The sequence below is a fragment of the Lentilitoribacter sp. EG35 genome, from assembly GCF_040784015.1.
Classification (GTDB): Bacteria; Pseudomonadota; Alphaproteobacteria; order Rhizobiales; family Rhizobiaceae; genus Lentilitoribacter.
The window spans coordinates 1-15,760 of the sequence record NZ_JBFNGQ010000011.1; the positions used below are offsets into that span (position 1 = coordinate 1).

Here is a 15,760-nt window from a genome sequence, read left to right on the forward strand (position 1 = left end):
AGGCGATAATGTAACAGTCGACGTTGAGTTGATCGTTCCAATCGCGATGGAAGACCAGCTTCGCTTTGCGATCCGCGAAGGCGGCCGCACAGTTGGTGCCGGTATCGTTGCATCAATCACTGAATAAGAGGCGTCGAGGGGCTTTAGCCCCGACAGGGAACGAATAAGTTCGTTGAGCGACAACTCATTTGAGAGTTTTAAGACCCCCGTCAGAAATGGCGGGGGTTTTGTTGGAGTTACAGTTTTTATTACTAAAAAACTCAGATTAAACTGAATTCAAATCTACTTCAGCCCTTAGCAGGCATCGGCGCTTCCTGCAGCGAAAGTGTATTTCGAGCCCAAATAATGGATTCCGCTACACCGAACGGTTTATAATTGATCCATCGAAATCGCGTGGGCTAAGCCTCATACACGAAACTTCGGATACTCCCAATTTATCATCCCTATGTAATACGCTATTAATTTTACTATTTGTGCATACGGGTTTAAGTACAACGAACGGTTTGACGAGTTACTTCCATCAATATTAATGAAGGCTTCCCCATGGCCACTAAAACTATGCTACACACTCGTAATCAACATAGAGAAGGTTACGATTTTGTGCGTTTAATTGCACAGTCACCGAAGCTTAAGGCATTCGCGATCAGTAACCCTGTCGGTCAGACAACTATTGATTTTCAAGACGCGTTGGCGGTCCGTATGCTTAATCAGGCATTGCTAAAGACATATTACAATATAAATTTTTGGGATATTCCTGCTAATTATCTATGCCCTCCTATACCCGGTCGTGTCGACTACATCCACTATTTGGCCGACTTGCTTGCTGACGACAACAATCAAAAAATTCCCCGAGGGCGTAAGATCAAAGCGTTAGACATAGGCACCGGTGCTAGCTTAGTGTACCCCCTTATTGGCCAGAGTGAATATGGCTGGCACTTTACTGGCGTCGACATAGACCCGGCTGCTATCAAATCGGCACAGCTAATTTGCCAATCTAATAAACTGAAAATCACCCTCAGACGACAAAAGATACATGAAAATATCCTGAGAGGGGTAATCGAACCTCACGACTCTTATCACATCACCCTGTGCAATCCACCTTTTCATACTTCTATAGAGCAAGCTAATAAAGGCACCCAACGTAAATGGCGTAACCTTGGCAAGGGGTATTCAAAAGAACTCAATTTTGGCGGTCAAAACACAGAACTTTGGTATCCGGGTGGCGAGATAAAGTTTATCGCTAGCATGGTTGAACAGAGCATGGAGTTCGCCGATCAGTGCCTGTGGTTTAGCTCATTGGTGTCGAAAAAAGATAACCTCCAGCCACTCTGCAAAATTTTAGGAAAGGCAAATGTTGCTGAGTTTAAAGTCGTCGAAATGGCGCAAGGGCAAAAAACAAGTCGTTTTATTGCTTGGACTTACATTACAAAAAGTCAACGAACTTTGTATATGAGTGGAGCGAGTAAATAGATTGGATGGCAACCCACCAGATCAGACATTTGCATCACCGCGCTCATCGAGGGAAGCGCCAAAATTAGGCGAGCGCACCACAGGCCGCAGACAACCAAACGGCTACACATCAAAAGGTTATTGTATCACTTGCAATGTTCGTAACTGATTAGCTTATAGATATAAAGTTTAACAATCCCATCCAAGCTCACAGACCTGTGATCAGATGTTATTGGACCTGTTTCGCGCGCGCGTATTAGTGTGATTTTATGGCGCGATCGATTTTAACATTCTGTTTGCTGTTTTTCATTACTATCCAGTCTATTCCGGGTAGTATGCAGGCATTTGCGGATCATGTTATTGAACCTACTTTGATCGAGGTTGGGCTTGCCGATACTGATCACATTCCTGATGTGCAGTGTTGTGAAGAGAATAACTTTCAAGATGCAAACACGTGTAAATCCGATTGCAGATTGGTTCCGCTCTCCTCAATTCACGTGCCGCAATCTGTCAAAAAGAATTTTACCATTTTCCAGATGACAGAACAGGTGAAAAGCCAATCACCACCGAATTTCCGCCCTCCCATATCCTAAATTTCACGAATTAGAACGAGGCTTTTCGCCCCTGAAGGGCGCATGGCTTTTTTACATATTTTGAAATTAGGAATAATTCTATGCTTTCTAGACGACAAATCATTGCGGGTTCGCTTGCGACCCTTGCAGCACTGCCGACAACACATGCGCTTGCCAAAAAGAAATTTGTACTGCCGCGCAAATTCAAGCCAAGACGTGTGAACTATCGCAACGACCTTAAGCCTGGCACGATCGTTGTTGATCCGGCAAACCACTTTTTGTATTTCATTGAGAACAACCGCAAAGCGCGCAGATATGGCGTTGGCGTAGGGCGCGCTGGTCTGGCCTTTAAAGGTTCTGCCATCATCAAGCGGAAGGCAGAATGGCCACGCTGGACACCAACGCAAAACATGATCCGCCGCGAGCCGAAGAAATATACAAAATATGCAGGCGGCTTGGCAGGCGGGGTCAACAATCCGCTCGGCGCGCGTGCGCTTTACCTTTATAAAAATGGTCGAGATACGCATTTCCGCATCCACGGCACAAACCAGCCTTCATCCATAGGCCAATCGGTTTCATCAGGCTGTATCCGCATGATCAATGCGCATGTTGAGGACCTGTATAATCGCGTGCCACTGGGCGCACGGGTCATTGTGATCTAGCACATAAAGTTTGGGTTTCCTACCAGCACGGGAGGCCCTGAGGTGAGCGCGCGCGGTATGATGATGTTGGAAAGCCAAGCCTTCCCATGATGTGATGGGGGGCAGGTTTGGCTTTTCGCCTCAATGGCAGGCACCATTCGCGAGCGCTCACAAATATCTAATGAAATTTGAATTGGAAATCTCATGAGTAGAAAACCGAAATCAAGATCGAAAAAGACGAAAACGGCTAAGATAACGAACCAAGCAGAGATCAACCCGACACGCCGCAAACTCATTCGCCTTGCGCGAAACAGCGCTATAGGTATTACTGTGGTTGGTGCAACTGGCGGCTATCTCGCGTATTCCACCCGTGCGACAATGCACGAGCAAGATTTAACCCGCATAGGGCAGGGGCGACCGTCGGTGGTCCAAATTCACGATCCGCAATGTCCGGTGTGCCAAAGATTGCAACGTGCTACCAGAGCTGCACTGAGCCGCTTTGATGATGGTGAGTTAGATTATGTTGTGGCAAACATCCGCTCAGGAAAAGGCGATGCCTTTGCCAACAAATACGCTGTGCCGCATGTCACACTCTTGCTGTTTGATGCTGATGGTGAGCTGCAACATATCCTGCGCGGCGAACAACAAGCAGATGCTTTGGAACGCGAGTTCAAAAAACTCATCCGAAGCTAGAGGTTGTCAGCGCCCGCAATAGGTTGGGAGCGCTGCTCCATCATTTCGCCATCGCTGCAAGCGCGTCAACATCGCCGCCTTCAATGGCGGGTATTGCCTGCGCAATGTGATCTGGTTCCCAATCCCACCAAGCAAGCTCTAGCAGTTTTGCAATGTCGCTTTTTGAGAAGCGCTTTCTGATCACCTTGGCCGGATTGCCACCCACAATGGCATAGTCTGGCACATGGCCCGTCACAACCGCGCGTGTGGCCACGATGACTCCATTGCCAAGTGTTGCACCGGGCATGATGACAGCTTCGCGTCCGATCCAGCAATCATTGCCAATCACAGTGTCTTCGCCCCGTGGCAGACTGGCGCGATAGGTGCCAAAACGTTCCGGATTGAAAATGGCGAATGGATAGGTTGAAATGCCCGTCATGGGATGGTTTGCGGTTGCTGTTATAAATTGCACGCCCTTGGCGATCTGGCAAAATTTGCCGATCTGCAACGCCTCTGGCGCTCCGGGAAACAGATATGGCGCAAGCGTGCGCGCATAATCCTCAGGGTGATCATCATCATGGTAATATGTATAGGCGCCCACCTCGATATTCGGATGATCAATCACGGTTTGCAAAAACACCGTTGCACTGTCGCGCGAACCATCGGGCAAGACGAGCGGGTTTCGCTCAGCGGGATTAGGAAGTGTCATTGTGACCTGCTTTCAGATATCAGATTATGAAGTGTGTTCGTTCGTTTAACCAGCATCAAATGCCGGATTTGATAATTGTTTTACATAGTTTTTCAGATCATTCGGCCATGCTTCAGTGAGCTTATAAAAAGTCTCTTTGTCTGCACGATATAGTGCTCTGGATGCTTCTTCATAACCGGGCTGATCACCCAGTGCGGTGGACATAAATTTGTCAGCCCGCGCCATGGCGTTTCGAGCTTCTAAAGGGTTTCTGCCTGTCCGGATTGTCTCGTCAATAAGCTCGCGCAGGGCAGATGATGCGCTGGATGATTGACTGTTGAGCCATTTCCAATGCCTGGGCAACAACGTGACCTCGCGCGCGACCACCCCCAGCGAGGGCCTGCCTGTCTTTTTGGTCTTTGCTCGAGGTGCTTTGAGAAATGAAGGTCTTCCCCGTTTTAATTCTGTCTGTTTCTTGAGCGGTTTTGTGGACTTTTCTGTGTGAAAGTCTACGTCCACATATTCTCCGGTTAAGTCATTAAAGCATAGATAGGTTCCCTCAGGGAACCGTTCATTCACTGCCAAAATGCTTGCTTTTATATCCGCCATATCACCATTGGCCACAAGAGTATTATTGCGGAACAATGTGTAACTCTGTGATGGTTTTTCTGTCTTAGTCATGTGAATGTTTTTATCCGGGTAAAATAAATTTGTCAATTTTATCCGGATAAAATTTTTTTATCAAAATATCAAATTGACATGGATGGTGCATGAGCCTATCAGATTATCTGGCTGAAGCTGCCCGCCGTTCGTTAATTTGGTAAAAGTTTTGTTTCACTCATGAGCTGTTTTCAGTTTTATGCAGGGTCAATGGTAATGCGAGCTCCATTTCTCCCGGTATAAATAGTGCCAAACGGCCTCTGGAAGAGTATAAAAATGAATGACAAAAATTCCGACGAGAATATATTTTTAAGCGGGTCAATCCCATTATTATTCGCAAAAACAGCAACGCCTATCATTGTCGTTATGGGCATGAATGGCTTTTTCACAATTGTTGATGCTTACTTTTTAGGCGAATATGTGGGGGCTGATGCGCTAACAGCGGTGACGTTGATGTTCCCGCTTTACATGTTGCTTATTGCCCTATCGACACTGGTATCAAACGGCTTCTCCAGCGTTTTGGCCCGTGCGCTTGGTGCAAATAACAAAGGCGAGATCAATAGGATTTTTGCACAGGCTATTCACCTGTCACTCGCCGTCTGTGCTATATTCATAGGTGTGTTTCTGCTCGGCGGCAATCAGCTCGCTTTGATGGTGGCAAATGGGTCCGAACTGCTTGCAGATATGGGATATACCTATATTTCCATTCTAATTTTTTGTTCGCCTTTGGTTTTCGTTCTATCAATTAGCATCGACGCATTGCGTAGCGAAGGATTGTTGAAGGCAATGGCCGCCGTCACGTTGATGTCGACGCTTTTAAATATCGCATTTGACTATTTGTTTATCGCTGAATTTGGATGGGGCGTGGCAGGGTCGGCCTATGGAACAGTGTTGGCACAGATATGTTCCATGTCTGCAATCATCATCTACCGCTTAGTTTCAGGTCATCGCAGACCATTTTTTGCGCTCAAATCCGGCTTTTCCTATTGGGGTGAGTTTTTAGCGCTTGGTGCGCCGACAAGCCTTGGTTATCTTGGCATATCATTAGCGGCTGGTTTGACATTATATTGCCTTCAACTGTGGGCGGGTAATGCTTACGAAGCAACAGCAGGTGCGTATGGTATTACAACACGGCTTATGACTTTCGCATTTTTGCCGCTGCTGGGTTTGAGCATGGCCTTTCAAACGATTGTGGGAAATAATTTCGGGGCACAAAGCCTGGTGAGGTCCAATCAAACTCTTAAGCTCGCGATTATAATGGCGTTCATCTATTGTGTTGTGATTGAATTCACGTTTATCTCAAGTCGACATGATATTGGATCAATATTCGTGTCAGATACTGCGATCATTGGCGAAGTAGGACGTATTCTGCCCTATATGGTGGTGCTTATGTTTATCTTCGGTCCGCTTATGATGATTGGCACTTATTTTCAGGCAATTGGAGATGCGTCTCGTGCTGCTATTCTCGGTCTTTCCAGAACATATTTATTTGGTCTGCCTTTAACGTTTATGTTGCCATTTATCATCGGGGAAGTTGGTATATGGGCAGCTGGTATCGTCGCAGAACTTCTTGTTCTAACCTTGACAGTAACCGTTTTATTCAGGCGATGGAAATCTACTGGTCAAAGATTAGGTCTATTAGAACAGACAGTATAGCAGGGGCATACCTACCAGCTTTCTAGACCTAACAGCTTTTTGCCAAGTTCGTTAAGCTCAGCTGTTTTAGCATTTTTCTTCTCCCAATCTCTCGGATCGCCAGGAAAGTCCGGGCGATTGGGTGGCTCCATTTCTCGCCACAAGCGAACCCGCTCGTTCCGTTCTTCTTCATTTTCAAAGTCAGCCGGGTGCATGGAAATATACTGCGCCATCCGGACTTGATCATCTGAAAAGTTAGGCCGCACGCCATGAGCTAGAAGCGAGTTGAATATCATCAAATCACCGGGATTGAGGCTGATATTTTCGCGTTCCAAGCCTGTCATATCCGGCATAAGAGGATTTCGATCCTCGCTTTGCGTTTTTACCCATTCATCAAAATGTTCAAACAAATAGGGGACACATTGAAAACCACCTGTTTCATCATTTTGAACTTTAAGGCTAAGAACGCCTTGCACGCCGATGGGGAGAGGGCGTTGGTTGGTATCCACATCCCAATGAATAAAACCTTCAGAATTACCCGATTTGTCTTGCTTGGGCGGATTGAGATTTGCTCGATCTATGGTTGTCCATAGATCTGTTCTGTCCCAGATATCAACAAAGGCATCGTAGACGCGTTGCGACATGCGATTATCCCACAGATATTGGTGATTATAAATCTCCACCATACCCGCATTGTTTAATTCCTTGCGAACGTGTGGGCGGCGTTCAGGCGCATACCATGTTGAAGGATCACTGGGCTCTTTCTCATCAAACTCCCATAGAAGATCAACAAGCCGTTCCACATTCTCCTGCGGCACTGCTTTTCGAACAATTACATAACCTTTTGTAATCCAATGTTGCCAATCCTCCTCGCTTAGAACACGCAACGGTAACTGCTTTTTGATGTCTTTAAGTTGCGTTGTAACCTTGTCGCTAACTGGATGACTGATCTCTTGCGCTGTAGGTTGCATCATTACCCTCCTAAATTTTGTTAAGGTCAGAGTATGTGGATTTTTTTATATGCTCAAGATAAAATTTGGGAAATGGAATTAATGTGTGTCTGCGTGACGTAGTGAACTTGTTTCCTCTATGAATTCTGCAAGTTCGCTTTCCAATAATGGTTTTGAATAGAAATAACCTTGTATAAATTGACCACCAAGGGATTCGATTGCTGTCAATTCTTCAGCGGTTTCTACGCCTTCAAGAATACACCCGATGTCCATGTCCGAACTGAGCGCGATCAGCGATTTTACGATTTTAAAGCTGGCGCTATATTCATTAAGATCAATCACAAAACTGCGGTCAATTTTAATTTTCGTAAGTGGCATTGCATGTAGCTGTGTTAGGCTGGAATAGCCTGTTCCAAAATCATCCAAGGCAATTCCACAGCCTAGCATTTTAAGCATCTCTATAGATGTGATAGCTTGATCACGGTCATGCATCATTGCAGTTTCTGTAATTTCAAAGTCTAATCGGTTTGCATCGATGCCGCTTGCGTGGATGATGCCAAGAATCCGTGATATACCTTCGGCGGAGCAAATGTCGTGCGCAGAAAGGTTGAATGAAAGGCGGATGTAATTCGGCCATTTCACAGCGACGCTCAACGCTTTTTCTAGAAGGATTTTGGTCAAGTTACCAATTAACCCCAAGCGTTCTGCAGCAGGGATAAAGTGACAGGGGGACACAGAACCCATTTTGGGACTGTTCCACCGCGCGAGTGCTTCAAAAGCGACGGTCTGTTGAATTTTGCAGTCGATGATTGGTTGAAATACAACCGACATCTCGTCTTTCAGGTTGGCTCTCGAGAGCGTTTGCTCTAACTTGTTCTGAGCATCAATTTCCTGAATGTGCTTGTGTGAAAACAAAAATGCCTCACCGCGATTATTGTGTTTGCTGTGGTAAAGAGCATAATCTGCGCGCTCATAAAGTTCTTCTGCATCTTCCGCAAGTTCTGGGAAAGTCGCAAATCCGATTGATCCGGAAATCTCGAGGCATGCGTCGGCTATTGTGAACGGTTCTCGAAGAGTGTCACAAAATTTGTTTCCGCGATCAAGTAGCTCAGCATCATCAGGGCAATTAGTAAAAGTTATAGCAAATTCGTCGCCACCCAGACGAGAAACCGATGTGTGTTCATCGGTCAGCGCTGATAACCGTTGACCTACCTCAATGAGAAGACTGTCACCCATTGCGTGACCATATAGATCGTTGACTGGCTTAAAACCATCAAGATCGATGATCCCGATGGCAATTCGTTTGTTCTTCTTTTTCGCAATTTCAAACGCAACTTCCAGATGAGAAAAAAATTGTCGTCTATTGGTAAGCCCAGTCAGGCTATCTTGATTGGCTATTTGCAGATTTTCAGCGCCAATCCTCTCAAGCTTTATGCGAGCATTCACCATGTCTATAAAGTCTTGTGTTTGCATGCGCACAACTATCAACAACAGTAAACTAACCAGACCAATATTGACCATTATTGATGTAAGGTTTGAGTTTTGGGTATAGATAGCAAACATAATTATGGGGGTGATTGTTATACCCATAATCGCATAAGCCGATGAATGGAGGCGTTGAAAGAATATGACAAGGCCAATACAATTCATCGCGGCAAAAAAACCGATACGTACGTGCATATCTCCATTGCCGTGGGGAAAGAGCATCAGCATCCAAATAACTAGGAATCCAGAAAAAATTAAGGCACGTCGCCGAACAGATTTCAATGCCAGAAAAGCAAAATCGGGGTTGGTTGAGGCGTCTTCCATCTTATGCCAGGTTAACGCACGGTAACCAAAAGCAATCGTGAAAAGTATTGGCACGATGAGTGACAACCAATGTGGCGCAACGCCTATAAAACAACTTGCTAACGTCCACAAGTTAACTGTTAATACAAGATACATTAATGGAAATTGTTTTGCGCCAACAAGGAGTTGCGCTTTCAATAACTCAGGGTGATCTCTTGGCGCCGCATTTATGGGCATTAGCTTTGCAATCACCATTTTAATCACGTGCGGGGGCTCCGAGAATTAAGTATTGTACTTCAGTATACAAAGAAATACTTAATATTCGATTGTTTGAACTTATAACTTATTACGTGTTACTTCTATCAAGTAGAAAACTTATGAACATAGTAGGAATGAAGTCATAGCACTCCTCCTCAAGTTTTCTCCAAAGTTCTGATATTAAGCACTTGCGGTGACAGTATTTCATTCCGCTATTGCTGCGAGGCGGTAAATTTGGATTTGTTTAGTGTTATGTTTTCAGCTAGGTGGAACAAAGAAATTTCTTAGTGCAGAGAAAATAGAGACAAACCGTTGTAGAGACCCCCACCGATCTGAAACCCTGCATATATGTTTTGATCTCTAAATTGCCTGAAGGGAAAACCACTATGCCTTATCATAAAATAGACGATGATGTTTTAAAAGATCCCGTTTTCCATAAGTCACTCATTGCGATCGCCAAAGATGCAGGTGAAAAGATTATGGAAATTTATAATAGCCGTGATTTTGGTGTTGAAATAAAAGATGATGATAGCCCGCTTACAAAAGCGGATATTGCTGCTAATCTAATTATTGAGAATGGAATAGCAAAATTAACACCTTCTATTGCAATAATATCGGAAGAAAATATCTCTCAATTAGAGAAGATAAACCCGAGTGATATGTACTGGTTGATTGACCCACTAGATGGCACAAAAGAGTTTATCAAGCGCAATGGAGGTTTCACTGTTAATATTGCTCTCATCCATAATGGGTCTCCAGTTTTTGGTGTTGTTTATGCTCCTGCAAGCGGATTAATTTATTGGGGTGGAGCTCTCATTGGAGCTTGGAAAAATGATGGCAAGATCAGGGAAGAAATTTCGGTATGTAAAACTGGCTCGAAAGTACGCATCGTAGCGAGTGCGAGTCATTTGAATGATGAAACAAAAGACTTTATCGAAAAGTATGCGAATGCAGAGCTTGTTCAGGTAGGAAGTTCTATAAAAATTTGCATGATAGCAGATGGGCGTGCGGATTTGTATCCGCGATTGGCGCCAACGTGTGAATGGGACACCGCCGCCGCAGATGCTGTTCTCAGGGGGGCAGGTGGAATGCTGTTCCAGACCTGTGGTACTCCATTACAATATGGGAAGAAAGAGATTTTAAACCCCAGTTTCATTGGGCGAGGACTTATTTAGTCCAAGTTTTTTGGGTGATGTCACATTAATTTAATGGCAATGAGATTTGTTTTAGAAGCTTAGGTATGAACCAATCACCAGTTAGCTAAACATCAGTGTTTTCCGCCGGACATCATTGCACGAGCCGTTTGGCTATACTTTCGGTTTCCACTTAGTTTGCGTTTGGTTAAGGAAATGCTGCTGGAGCATGGGATTGTCGTCTCCTACGAAACTATCCGCCGCTGGGGGATTAAGTTTGGTCCAAACCATGTCTGTCAGCTAAATCGCAAGCAACCCAGTCCAAATGATATTTGGTATTTGGATGAGGTTGCCATCAGCATTCGTGGCAAGAAACATTGGCTCTGGTGAGCAGTTGATCAAGATGGACCGTCCTCGATGAGATCGTACAATCGCTGCGTAATACCAAAGCAGCAAAGCGTTTGTTGCGACGATTACTGAGGAAACAAGGTATGACACCCAAACGAATGATAACAGATAAGCTTGAATCTTAGGTACCGCTAGCCGTCAGCTCATGCCTCATATAAACATCGTTCCAACAAAGGTCTCAATAATCGGGTAGAGAATTCTCAGGTCCCATTGCGAAAGCGAGAAAGGATATTGCAAGGTTTCCGTTCCGTCGATTCCTTGCAACGGCTTATAACTATTTTCTCCGCTCTGAGAAATCTCTTCGTCCCACCTCGCTCAGAGCATAACGCTGTACACATTTATAATCATCAGTTGACCGCAATGGTTCAGTGGAAAACAGTGACCGCTGACTTCTGAAGTTGGCATAAGGCTCCGTCACTGCAAGTAGTTGAAAATAACGTGACATCACCCACAGGTTTAACGGAGACCGGAAATATAGCAAAAACCGCATGAGCGATGACATCGGGTGGAAACCGGTGATGGTGATAGAGCGAGTAGTTAGAAGATTGGATCATGCCATCTAATCGTAAAATTAAAGGGACGGTAAGTTAACTTTACAGTGCCTCATAAAGACCTCCTGTTACCTCAATCTAACAGAAAATCTCTCCAAACGGTAAGTCCAACAATCGATTAGCAGACCTAAGTGTAGTCTTTGGGCAGTAAGCTGTAACGTTTAAGGCGGTCATAAAATGTTTTGCGCGGCAAACCGAGCTCTTCAGCGGCTGTTGCTGCCTGGCCTTTATGCCTTTTAAGGGCTTCGATTAGGTTTAACCTTTCAAAAGTGTCCATGCGTTGAGCTAGTGTGGACGGAAACTCGCTCCGCTCACTTTTACTTGCTTCGGACACAAATTTGCTTGCAAGTTCTCTAAGATCAACAAGGTTCTTCTGCCATTTTCCTGTCATGACTTCTGTGATGATGCCCTCGGTAATTTCTGGCATATCCTCATTTCGTGTTCTTACAACTTGGCGTACAAGCGTTTCAAAAATCTCTGGAATATCTTCGCGCCGTTGCGCAAATGTGGGAATTCTGATTTCAATAGGAGCTAGGAGATCATACAATTCCTGATCGGTGGAGGTTTCACGATGTTCCGAAAATGACTTTATAGAAGAGGTTATGATTCTAAAATTACGATCTCTTTGCAGAAGTACAACTATTCTACTCCTATCTTCGCTGGTGGCGCGCTCCAAGTTTTTAATCAGAACATCCAATTGATATTCCGTCTGACCAACATTCTCCAACTTGTGCCATTCATTATTTGAAATTGATATTGATATAAACTGACACTGTTGATCGGATAGTTTATGAATTGTATGAGCGGCAACACGCCGTCCAATCCCTTCCGGCCCTGATAGGTGGATATTCGAATTCGTATTTGCAGCTGCACGTATAGCTTTTCGAAGGTCTTTTGTCGCAGCTGAATTGCCTGGGAAGTTAACCGCGGCAAGATCGTTTCGAGCTAAATCGCGTTCTATCTTTCGATTTCGTAGAACAAGTTGCCTTTGTTCTAATGCACGTTTCATGACTTCGATGAGGTAGTCAACCTTGCACGGTTTCTCGATGAAATCATAGGCGCCTTGGCGCATTGCGCGAAGCGCCATTGGAACGTCTGCCTCACCTGTTAATAATACCACAGGTAAATCTGGATCAGCGCCTTGCGAATATTGCAACACATCAAAACCGTCTTTTCCTGGCATGCGGATATCTGATAAGATAACACCATTAAAATTGGCTCTAATGGTGCGTCGAGCTTGATCAAAGTTTGAGGATTGAATGACCTTAAATCCCTCAAGGTCAAATGCTTGCGCGAGTGAGAAGCGAAGCGCATCATCATCTTCTATCAATAATATCTGGTTTGTCATTTTGTTGGGCCGTCCGATAGTAATGGTAATGAAATAGTAAAAAGTGCTCCGCCATGAGTTTGGTTCTCACAGTAAAGATCCCCACCAAAGCTACCAATTATACCATGAGATATGGCCAAACCCAGACCTAGGCCTTTGCTGGATCCGACATCTTTTGTTGAGTAAAATGGTTCAAAAACACGTTTTGGATCGTCTAAGCCAGGGCCATTATCCGACACCTTAATTAAGGCTGCTCCTTCATTTTCACTGAGTTCAATTCTTATGATTCTGTCATCTTGATCTAACATCGCATCTATTGCGTTTGAGATTATATTGACCATCACTTGTTCAAGACGCACTTTGCCTGCGCTAACAAGGCAGTGTTTTTCAATACCGATCGTTATGACTTCCACGCTCTCGTTTTTGCAGCGCATTTCAGTGAGATTAAGACTGCTGTAGATTATTGTTTGTAAATTCACCGTTTCAAATTTTTCGATTTCCTTCCGTGCAAAGGAGCGGAGGTTTTTAATAATGCGGTTCATTCGTGCGGTCTGTTGAGTTATATGTTCAAGATTCTCAGTTGCTTCGCTGGTCCTTTCACGCTCTAATAGTTTTTTTCCAGTATCTGCAAAATTTTGAATAGCTGCCAATGGTTGGTTAAGTTCGTGAGCAATACCCGCTGACAATTGCCCTAACGCTGTCAATTTGCTTGCCTGAACAAGCTGATCTTGTGCCTTGTTCAACTGCGCGGTTCGTTCCTCTACGCGAGCTTCAAGCCTCGTGTTTGCAGCCTCTTCAACGGCAAGTCGATCAGTGAGGCGTTGGCGCCGTTGCCACAATGCCCAAAATGTTACACCAAATCCGGAGAAAATGGCGACACTTAACAGAGCCTGCAGACGTGCATTCGCAAATGCGGCTTTTGTGTTAAAGTAGCCCTTAGCTGTTAAATCAATTTGTGGAATATACTTAGACAGAACCAGCGCCTGTAGCGGTAGATTATTTGCCTTCTCAAAATTTAGTATCTCATGCTTAAAGATATTAGACTTTGTATAATTTGGAAATTTTTTCAGCAGTTTATAGTCATATTCAGGGAAGTTATAGTTATTGTTCTTATCAAAGTTTAAGTCATCGATTTGAAGTGTGAGAGATGGGCGGTTGGTTACAAAAACCACATTGTGATTATCAAAAAAAGTTACGACTTCTTCGTCAAAACTCCAGCCAAATTCTAGCCGGTCAACGCCAACTTTTACAACGACTGCGCCCATCGGCTTAGTACTATTGGTAATGACACCTCTTGCAAAATAAAAACTCCTACTTCCATCACCTGAATCAAGTGAATGATAAAATCCAAGTCGACCATTCATAGCTGCACGAACATATGGTTCATTTAAAAAATCTGTTTGTGATGGAGCGGAGCCAGAATAAATACTTGATTGGGCGACCAAAATTCCGGCTTCATCAAGTACAAATATTTCAGTGGCGCCGGTCAACAAGGCCGATCGCAGTAGAATGTCATTGACAATATCATTTGATACATTATCCGCGAGTAGTGTTTGGATTTCCTGACGGTTTGCGAGCAAATTCGGGAGCTGTTGGAAGCTCTCTATTCTGCCCAATAATCGTTCAGAAATCTGCTCAATTCTAATCTGGCCGCTGTTTTCCAGTTGATCAAGATTCCGGTGGTATGAATTAATAAAAATAGCCGCTGTAACTGCCAGTGCAATGCAAACATAGATGACATAGAGCAGATTGTGTTTTATCAACTTTAACACTGGGTTTGGCGTCCTTTAAAGGTGTATTCGTCTTTCGTTGAGCTTGTGCGAAATTTCGCACAAATGCAAATATCAATCGTGTCGAACGAGTTATCTATCTGTTTTTTATGGGTAAATTTTTTCTAGAAAAAAATACTTGAAAAAAGAATATCGAAAGTATGATCTATCCTCACGGCTGGAAGGTCGATTGTTAATTCCTGGGAGAACAATATGAAAAATTTATTGAAAGCTGCATGCGTTGCAGCTGTTGTTATGGTACCAAGTGTAGCATTTGCCAATTGCGATGATGGTGAAATTGTTATCAAGTTTAGTCATGTGACAAATACAGACAAGCATCCAAAAGGCATTGCGGCCACATTGCTTGAAAAACGCGTGAATGAGGAAATGAACGGTAAAGCTTGTATGGAAGTTTTTCCTAACTCAAGTCTCTATAACGATGACAAAGTTCTTGAAGCTTTGCTTCTCGGTGATGTTCAAATGGCGGCACCGTCGCTTTCCAAATTTGAAAAATTTACAAAACAATTCCGTCTATTTGATCTGCCATTCATGTTTAATGATGTAAATGCGGTTGATGCTTTCCAAAGCTCGGAAGCTGGCCAAGCTATGAAAAATTCAATGAAGAAACGTGGCCTTCTTGGTTTAGCTTTTTGGCACAATGGCATGAAACAAATCTCAGCTAGTAAGCCGCTTATTGAACCAACAGATGCCAAAGGCCTAAAGTTCCGTGTTCAGTCTTCTGATGTGCTTGTTGCACAGATGGATGCAATCGGCGGCATTCCACAAAAAATGGCATTCTCTGAAGTTTATGGTGCTCTGCAAACGGGCGTTGTGGATGGTCAGGAAAACACTTGGTCAAATATTTACGGCAAAAAATTCTTTGAAGTACAGGATGGTGTGACGGAATCTAACCACGGTATTTTGGATTATCTGGTTGTAACCTCTACTAAATGGTGGGATGGACTAGATGCTGATGTTCGCGATCAGCTTGCTACAATCATGTCAGAAGTAACCCAAACACGTAATGCCGAATCAGCAAAAGTTAATCAAGAAGCGAAAGCTGCGGTAATTGCCGCTGGTGGTGTTGTTCGTGAGTTAAGCCCTGAACAGCGAGCTGCATGGGTTGAAGTTATGAAGCCAGTTTGGGCAAAGTTTGAGGGCGACGTTGGCGCAGACAACATCGCTGCTGCTCAAAAAATCAACATGATGGCAAAATAAATCCGAGTGATTTACACTTAAGAAAATGAAAGATGCGGTGG

The 15,760-nt window shown here is 44.2% G+C and carries 13 protein-coding genes and 3 pseudogenes; 9 read left to right on the top strand and 7 right to left on the bottom strand.

Annotated elements, in window-relative coordinates; genetic code table 11:
• The 5 genes and pseudogenes from tuf to AB2J24_RS16435 form a co-directional block, all read left to right on the top strand.
• Window positions 1-127: pseudogene (tuf, locus tag AB2J24_RS16415) on the top strand (elongation factor Tu); the annotation flags it as partial.
• A gap of 416 nt (window positions 128-543) precedes the next feature.
• Window positions 544-1,470, top strand: a complete 927-nt coding sequence (gene rlmF / locus AB2J24_RS16420; RefSeq protein ID WP_162652231.1) for a 23S rRNA (adenine(1618)-N(6))-methyltransferase RlmF — start codon at window positions 544-546, stop codon at window positions 1,468-1,470.
• A gap of 248 nt (window positions 1,471-1,718) precedes the next feature.
• Window positions 1,719-2,042, top strand: a complete 324-nt coding sequence (locus AB2J24_RS16425; protein WP_367386262.1) for a hypothetical protein — start codon at window positions 1,719-1,721, stop codon at window positions 2,040-2,042.
• An 80-nt stretch (window positions 2,043-2,122) separates the two neighbouring features.
• Window positions 2,123-2,683: a L,D-transpeptidase gene (locus AB2J24_RS16430; RefSeq protein WP_367386263.1), complete on the top strand. Its 561-nt coding sequence runs from the start codon at window positions 2,123-2,125 to the stop codon at window positions 2,681-2,683.
• Window positions 2,684-2,866: 183 nt separating this feature from the next.
• Entirely contained in the window at window positions 2,867-3,355 is a 489-nt protein-coding gene (locus AB2J24_RS16435) for a hypothetical protein (protein WP_367386264.1), read from the top strand.
• Window positions 3,356-3,395: 40 nt separating this feature from the next.
• Here the strand turns inward: AB2J24_RS16435 and AB2J24_RS16440 are convergent, their stop codons facing one another.
• A complete protein-coding gene (locus AB2J24_RS16440) occupies window positions 3,396-4,043 on the bottom strand; it encodes a CatB-related O-acetyltransferase (RefSeq protein WP_367386265.1) in 648 nt (215 codons plus the stop codon).
• A 45-nt stretch (window positions 4,044-4,088) separates the two neighbouring features.
• Entirely contained in the window at window positions 4,089-4,703 is a 615-nt protein-coding gene (locus AB2J24_RS16445; protein WP_367386266.1) for a DUF2239 family protein, read from the bottom strand.
• A 255-nt stretch (window positions 4,704-4,958) separates the two neighbouring features.
• Here AB2J24_RS16445 and AB2J24_RS16450 point away from each other — a divergent pair, with 255 nt between their 5' ends.
• The gene (locus AB2J24_RS16450; RefSeq protein ID WP_367386267.1) at window positions 4,959-6,338 is read left to right on the top strand and encodes an MATE family efflux transporter; all 1,380 of its coding nucleotides are present in this window, start codon (window positions 4,959-4,961) and stop codon (window positions 6,336-6,338) included.
• An 11-nt stretch (window positions 6,339-6,349) separates the two neighbouring features.
• On the opposite strand, the gene AB2J24_RS16455 is transcribed toward AB2J24_RS16450, so the two are convergent.
• The 3 genes and pseudogenes from AB2J24_RS16455 to AB2J24_RS19900 form a co-directional block, all read right to left on the bottom strand.
• Window positions 6,350-7,288, bottom strand: coding sequence for a phytanoyl-CoA dioxygenase family protein (locus tag AB2J24_RS16455; protein ID WP_162653581.1), 939 nt, complete (start codon window positions 7,286-7,288; stop codon window positions 6,350-6,352).
• Window positions 7,289-7,366: 78 nt separating this feature from the next.
• Window positions 7,367-9,310 (bottom strand): putative bifunctional diguanylate cyclase/phosphodiesterase, encoded by a 1,944-nt coding sequence (locus tag AB2J24_RS16460; protein ID WP_367386383.1) that lies wholly within the window; start codon window positions 9,308-9,310, stop codon window positions 7,367-7,369.
• Between the two features lie 264 nt (window positions 9,311-9,574).
• Window positions 9,575-9,659, bottom strand: a pseudogene (locus tag AB2J24_RS19900) (IS6 family transposase); the annotation flags it as partial.
• A gap of 40 nt (window positions 9,660-9,699) precedes the next feature.
• On the opposite strand from AB2J24_RS19900, the gene cysQ reads away from it, so the two are divergent.
• The gene (cysQ, locus tag AB2J24_RS16465; RefSeq protein WP_367386268.1) at window positions 9,700-10,488 is read left to right on the top strand and encodes a 3'(2'),5'-bisphosphate nucleotidase CysQ; all 789 of its coding nucleotides are present in this window, start codon (window positions 9,700-9,702) and stop codon (window positions 10,486-10,488) included.
• A 111-nt stretch (window positions 10,489-10,599) separates the two neighbouring features.
• Window positions 10,600-11,250: pseudogene (locus AB2J24_RS16470) on the top strand (IS6 family transposase).
• A gap of 282 nt (window positions 11,251-11,532) precedes the next feature.
• On the opposite strand, the gene AB2J24_RS16475 reads toward AB2J24_RS16470, so the two are convergent.
• Together AB2J24_RS16475 and AB2J24_RS16480 are read right to left on the bottom strand one after the other, a co-directional pair.
• Entirely contained in the window at window positions 11,533-12,753 is a 1,221-nt protein-coding gene (locus AB2J24_RS16475; RefSeq protein WP_367386269.1) for a sigma-54-dependent transcriptional regulator, read from the bottom strand.
• Window positions 12,750-14,504: an ATP-binding protein gene (locus AB2J24_RS16480; RefSeq protein ID WP_367386270.1), complete on the bottom strand. Its 1,755-nt coding sequence runs from the start codon at window positions 14,502-14,504 to the stop codon at window positions 12,750-12,752. Before AB2J24_RS16480 ends, AB2J24_RS16475 begins: the two co-directional genes overlap by 4 nt.
• 210 nt (window positions 14,505-14,714) lie before the next feature.
• Between AB2J24_RS16480 and AB2J24_RS16485 the strand changes: the two genes are divergently transcribed.
• Window positions 14,715-15,719 carry a TRAP transporter substrate-binding protein gene (locus AB2J24_RS16485; RefSeq protein ID WP_162652221.1) on the top strand — a complete coding sequence of 335 codons (1,005 nt, stop codon included), beginning with the start codon at window positions 14,715-14,717 and terminating at the stop codon, window positions 15,717-15,719.
• Window positions 15,720-15,760 lie beyond the last annotated feature (41 nt).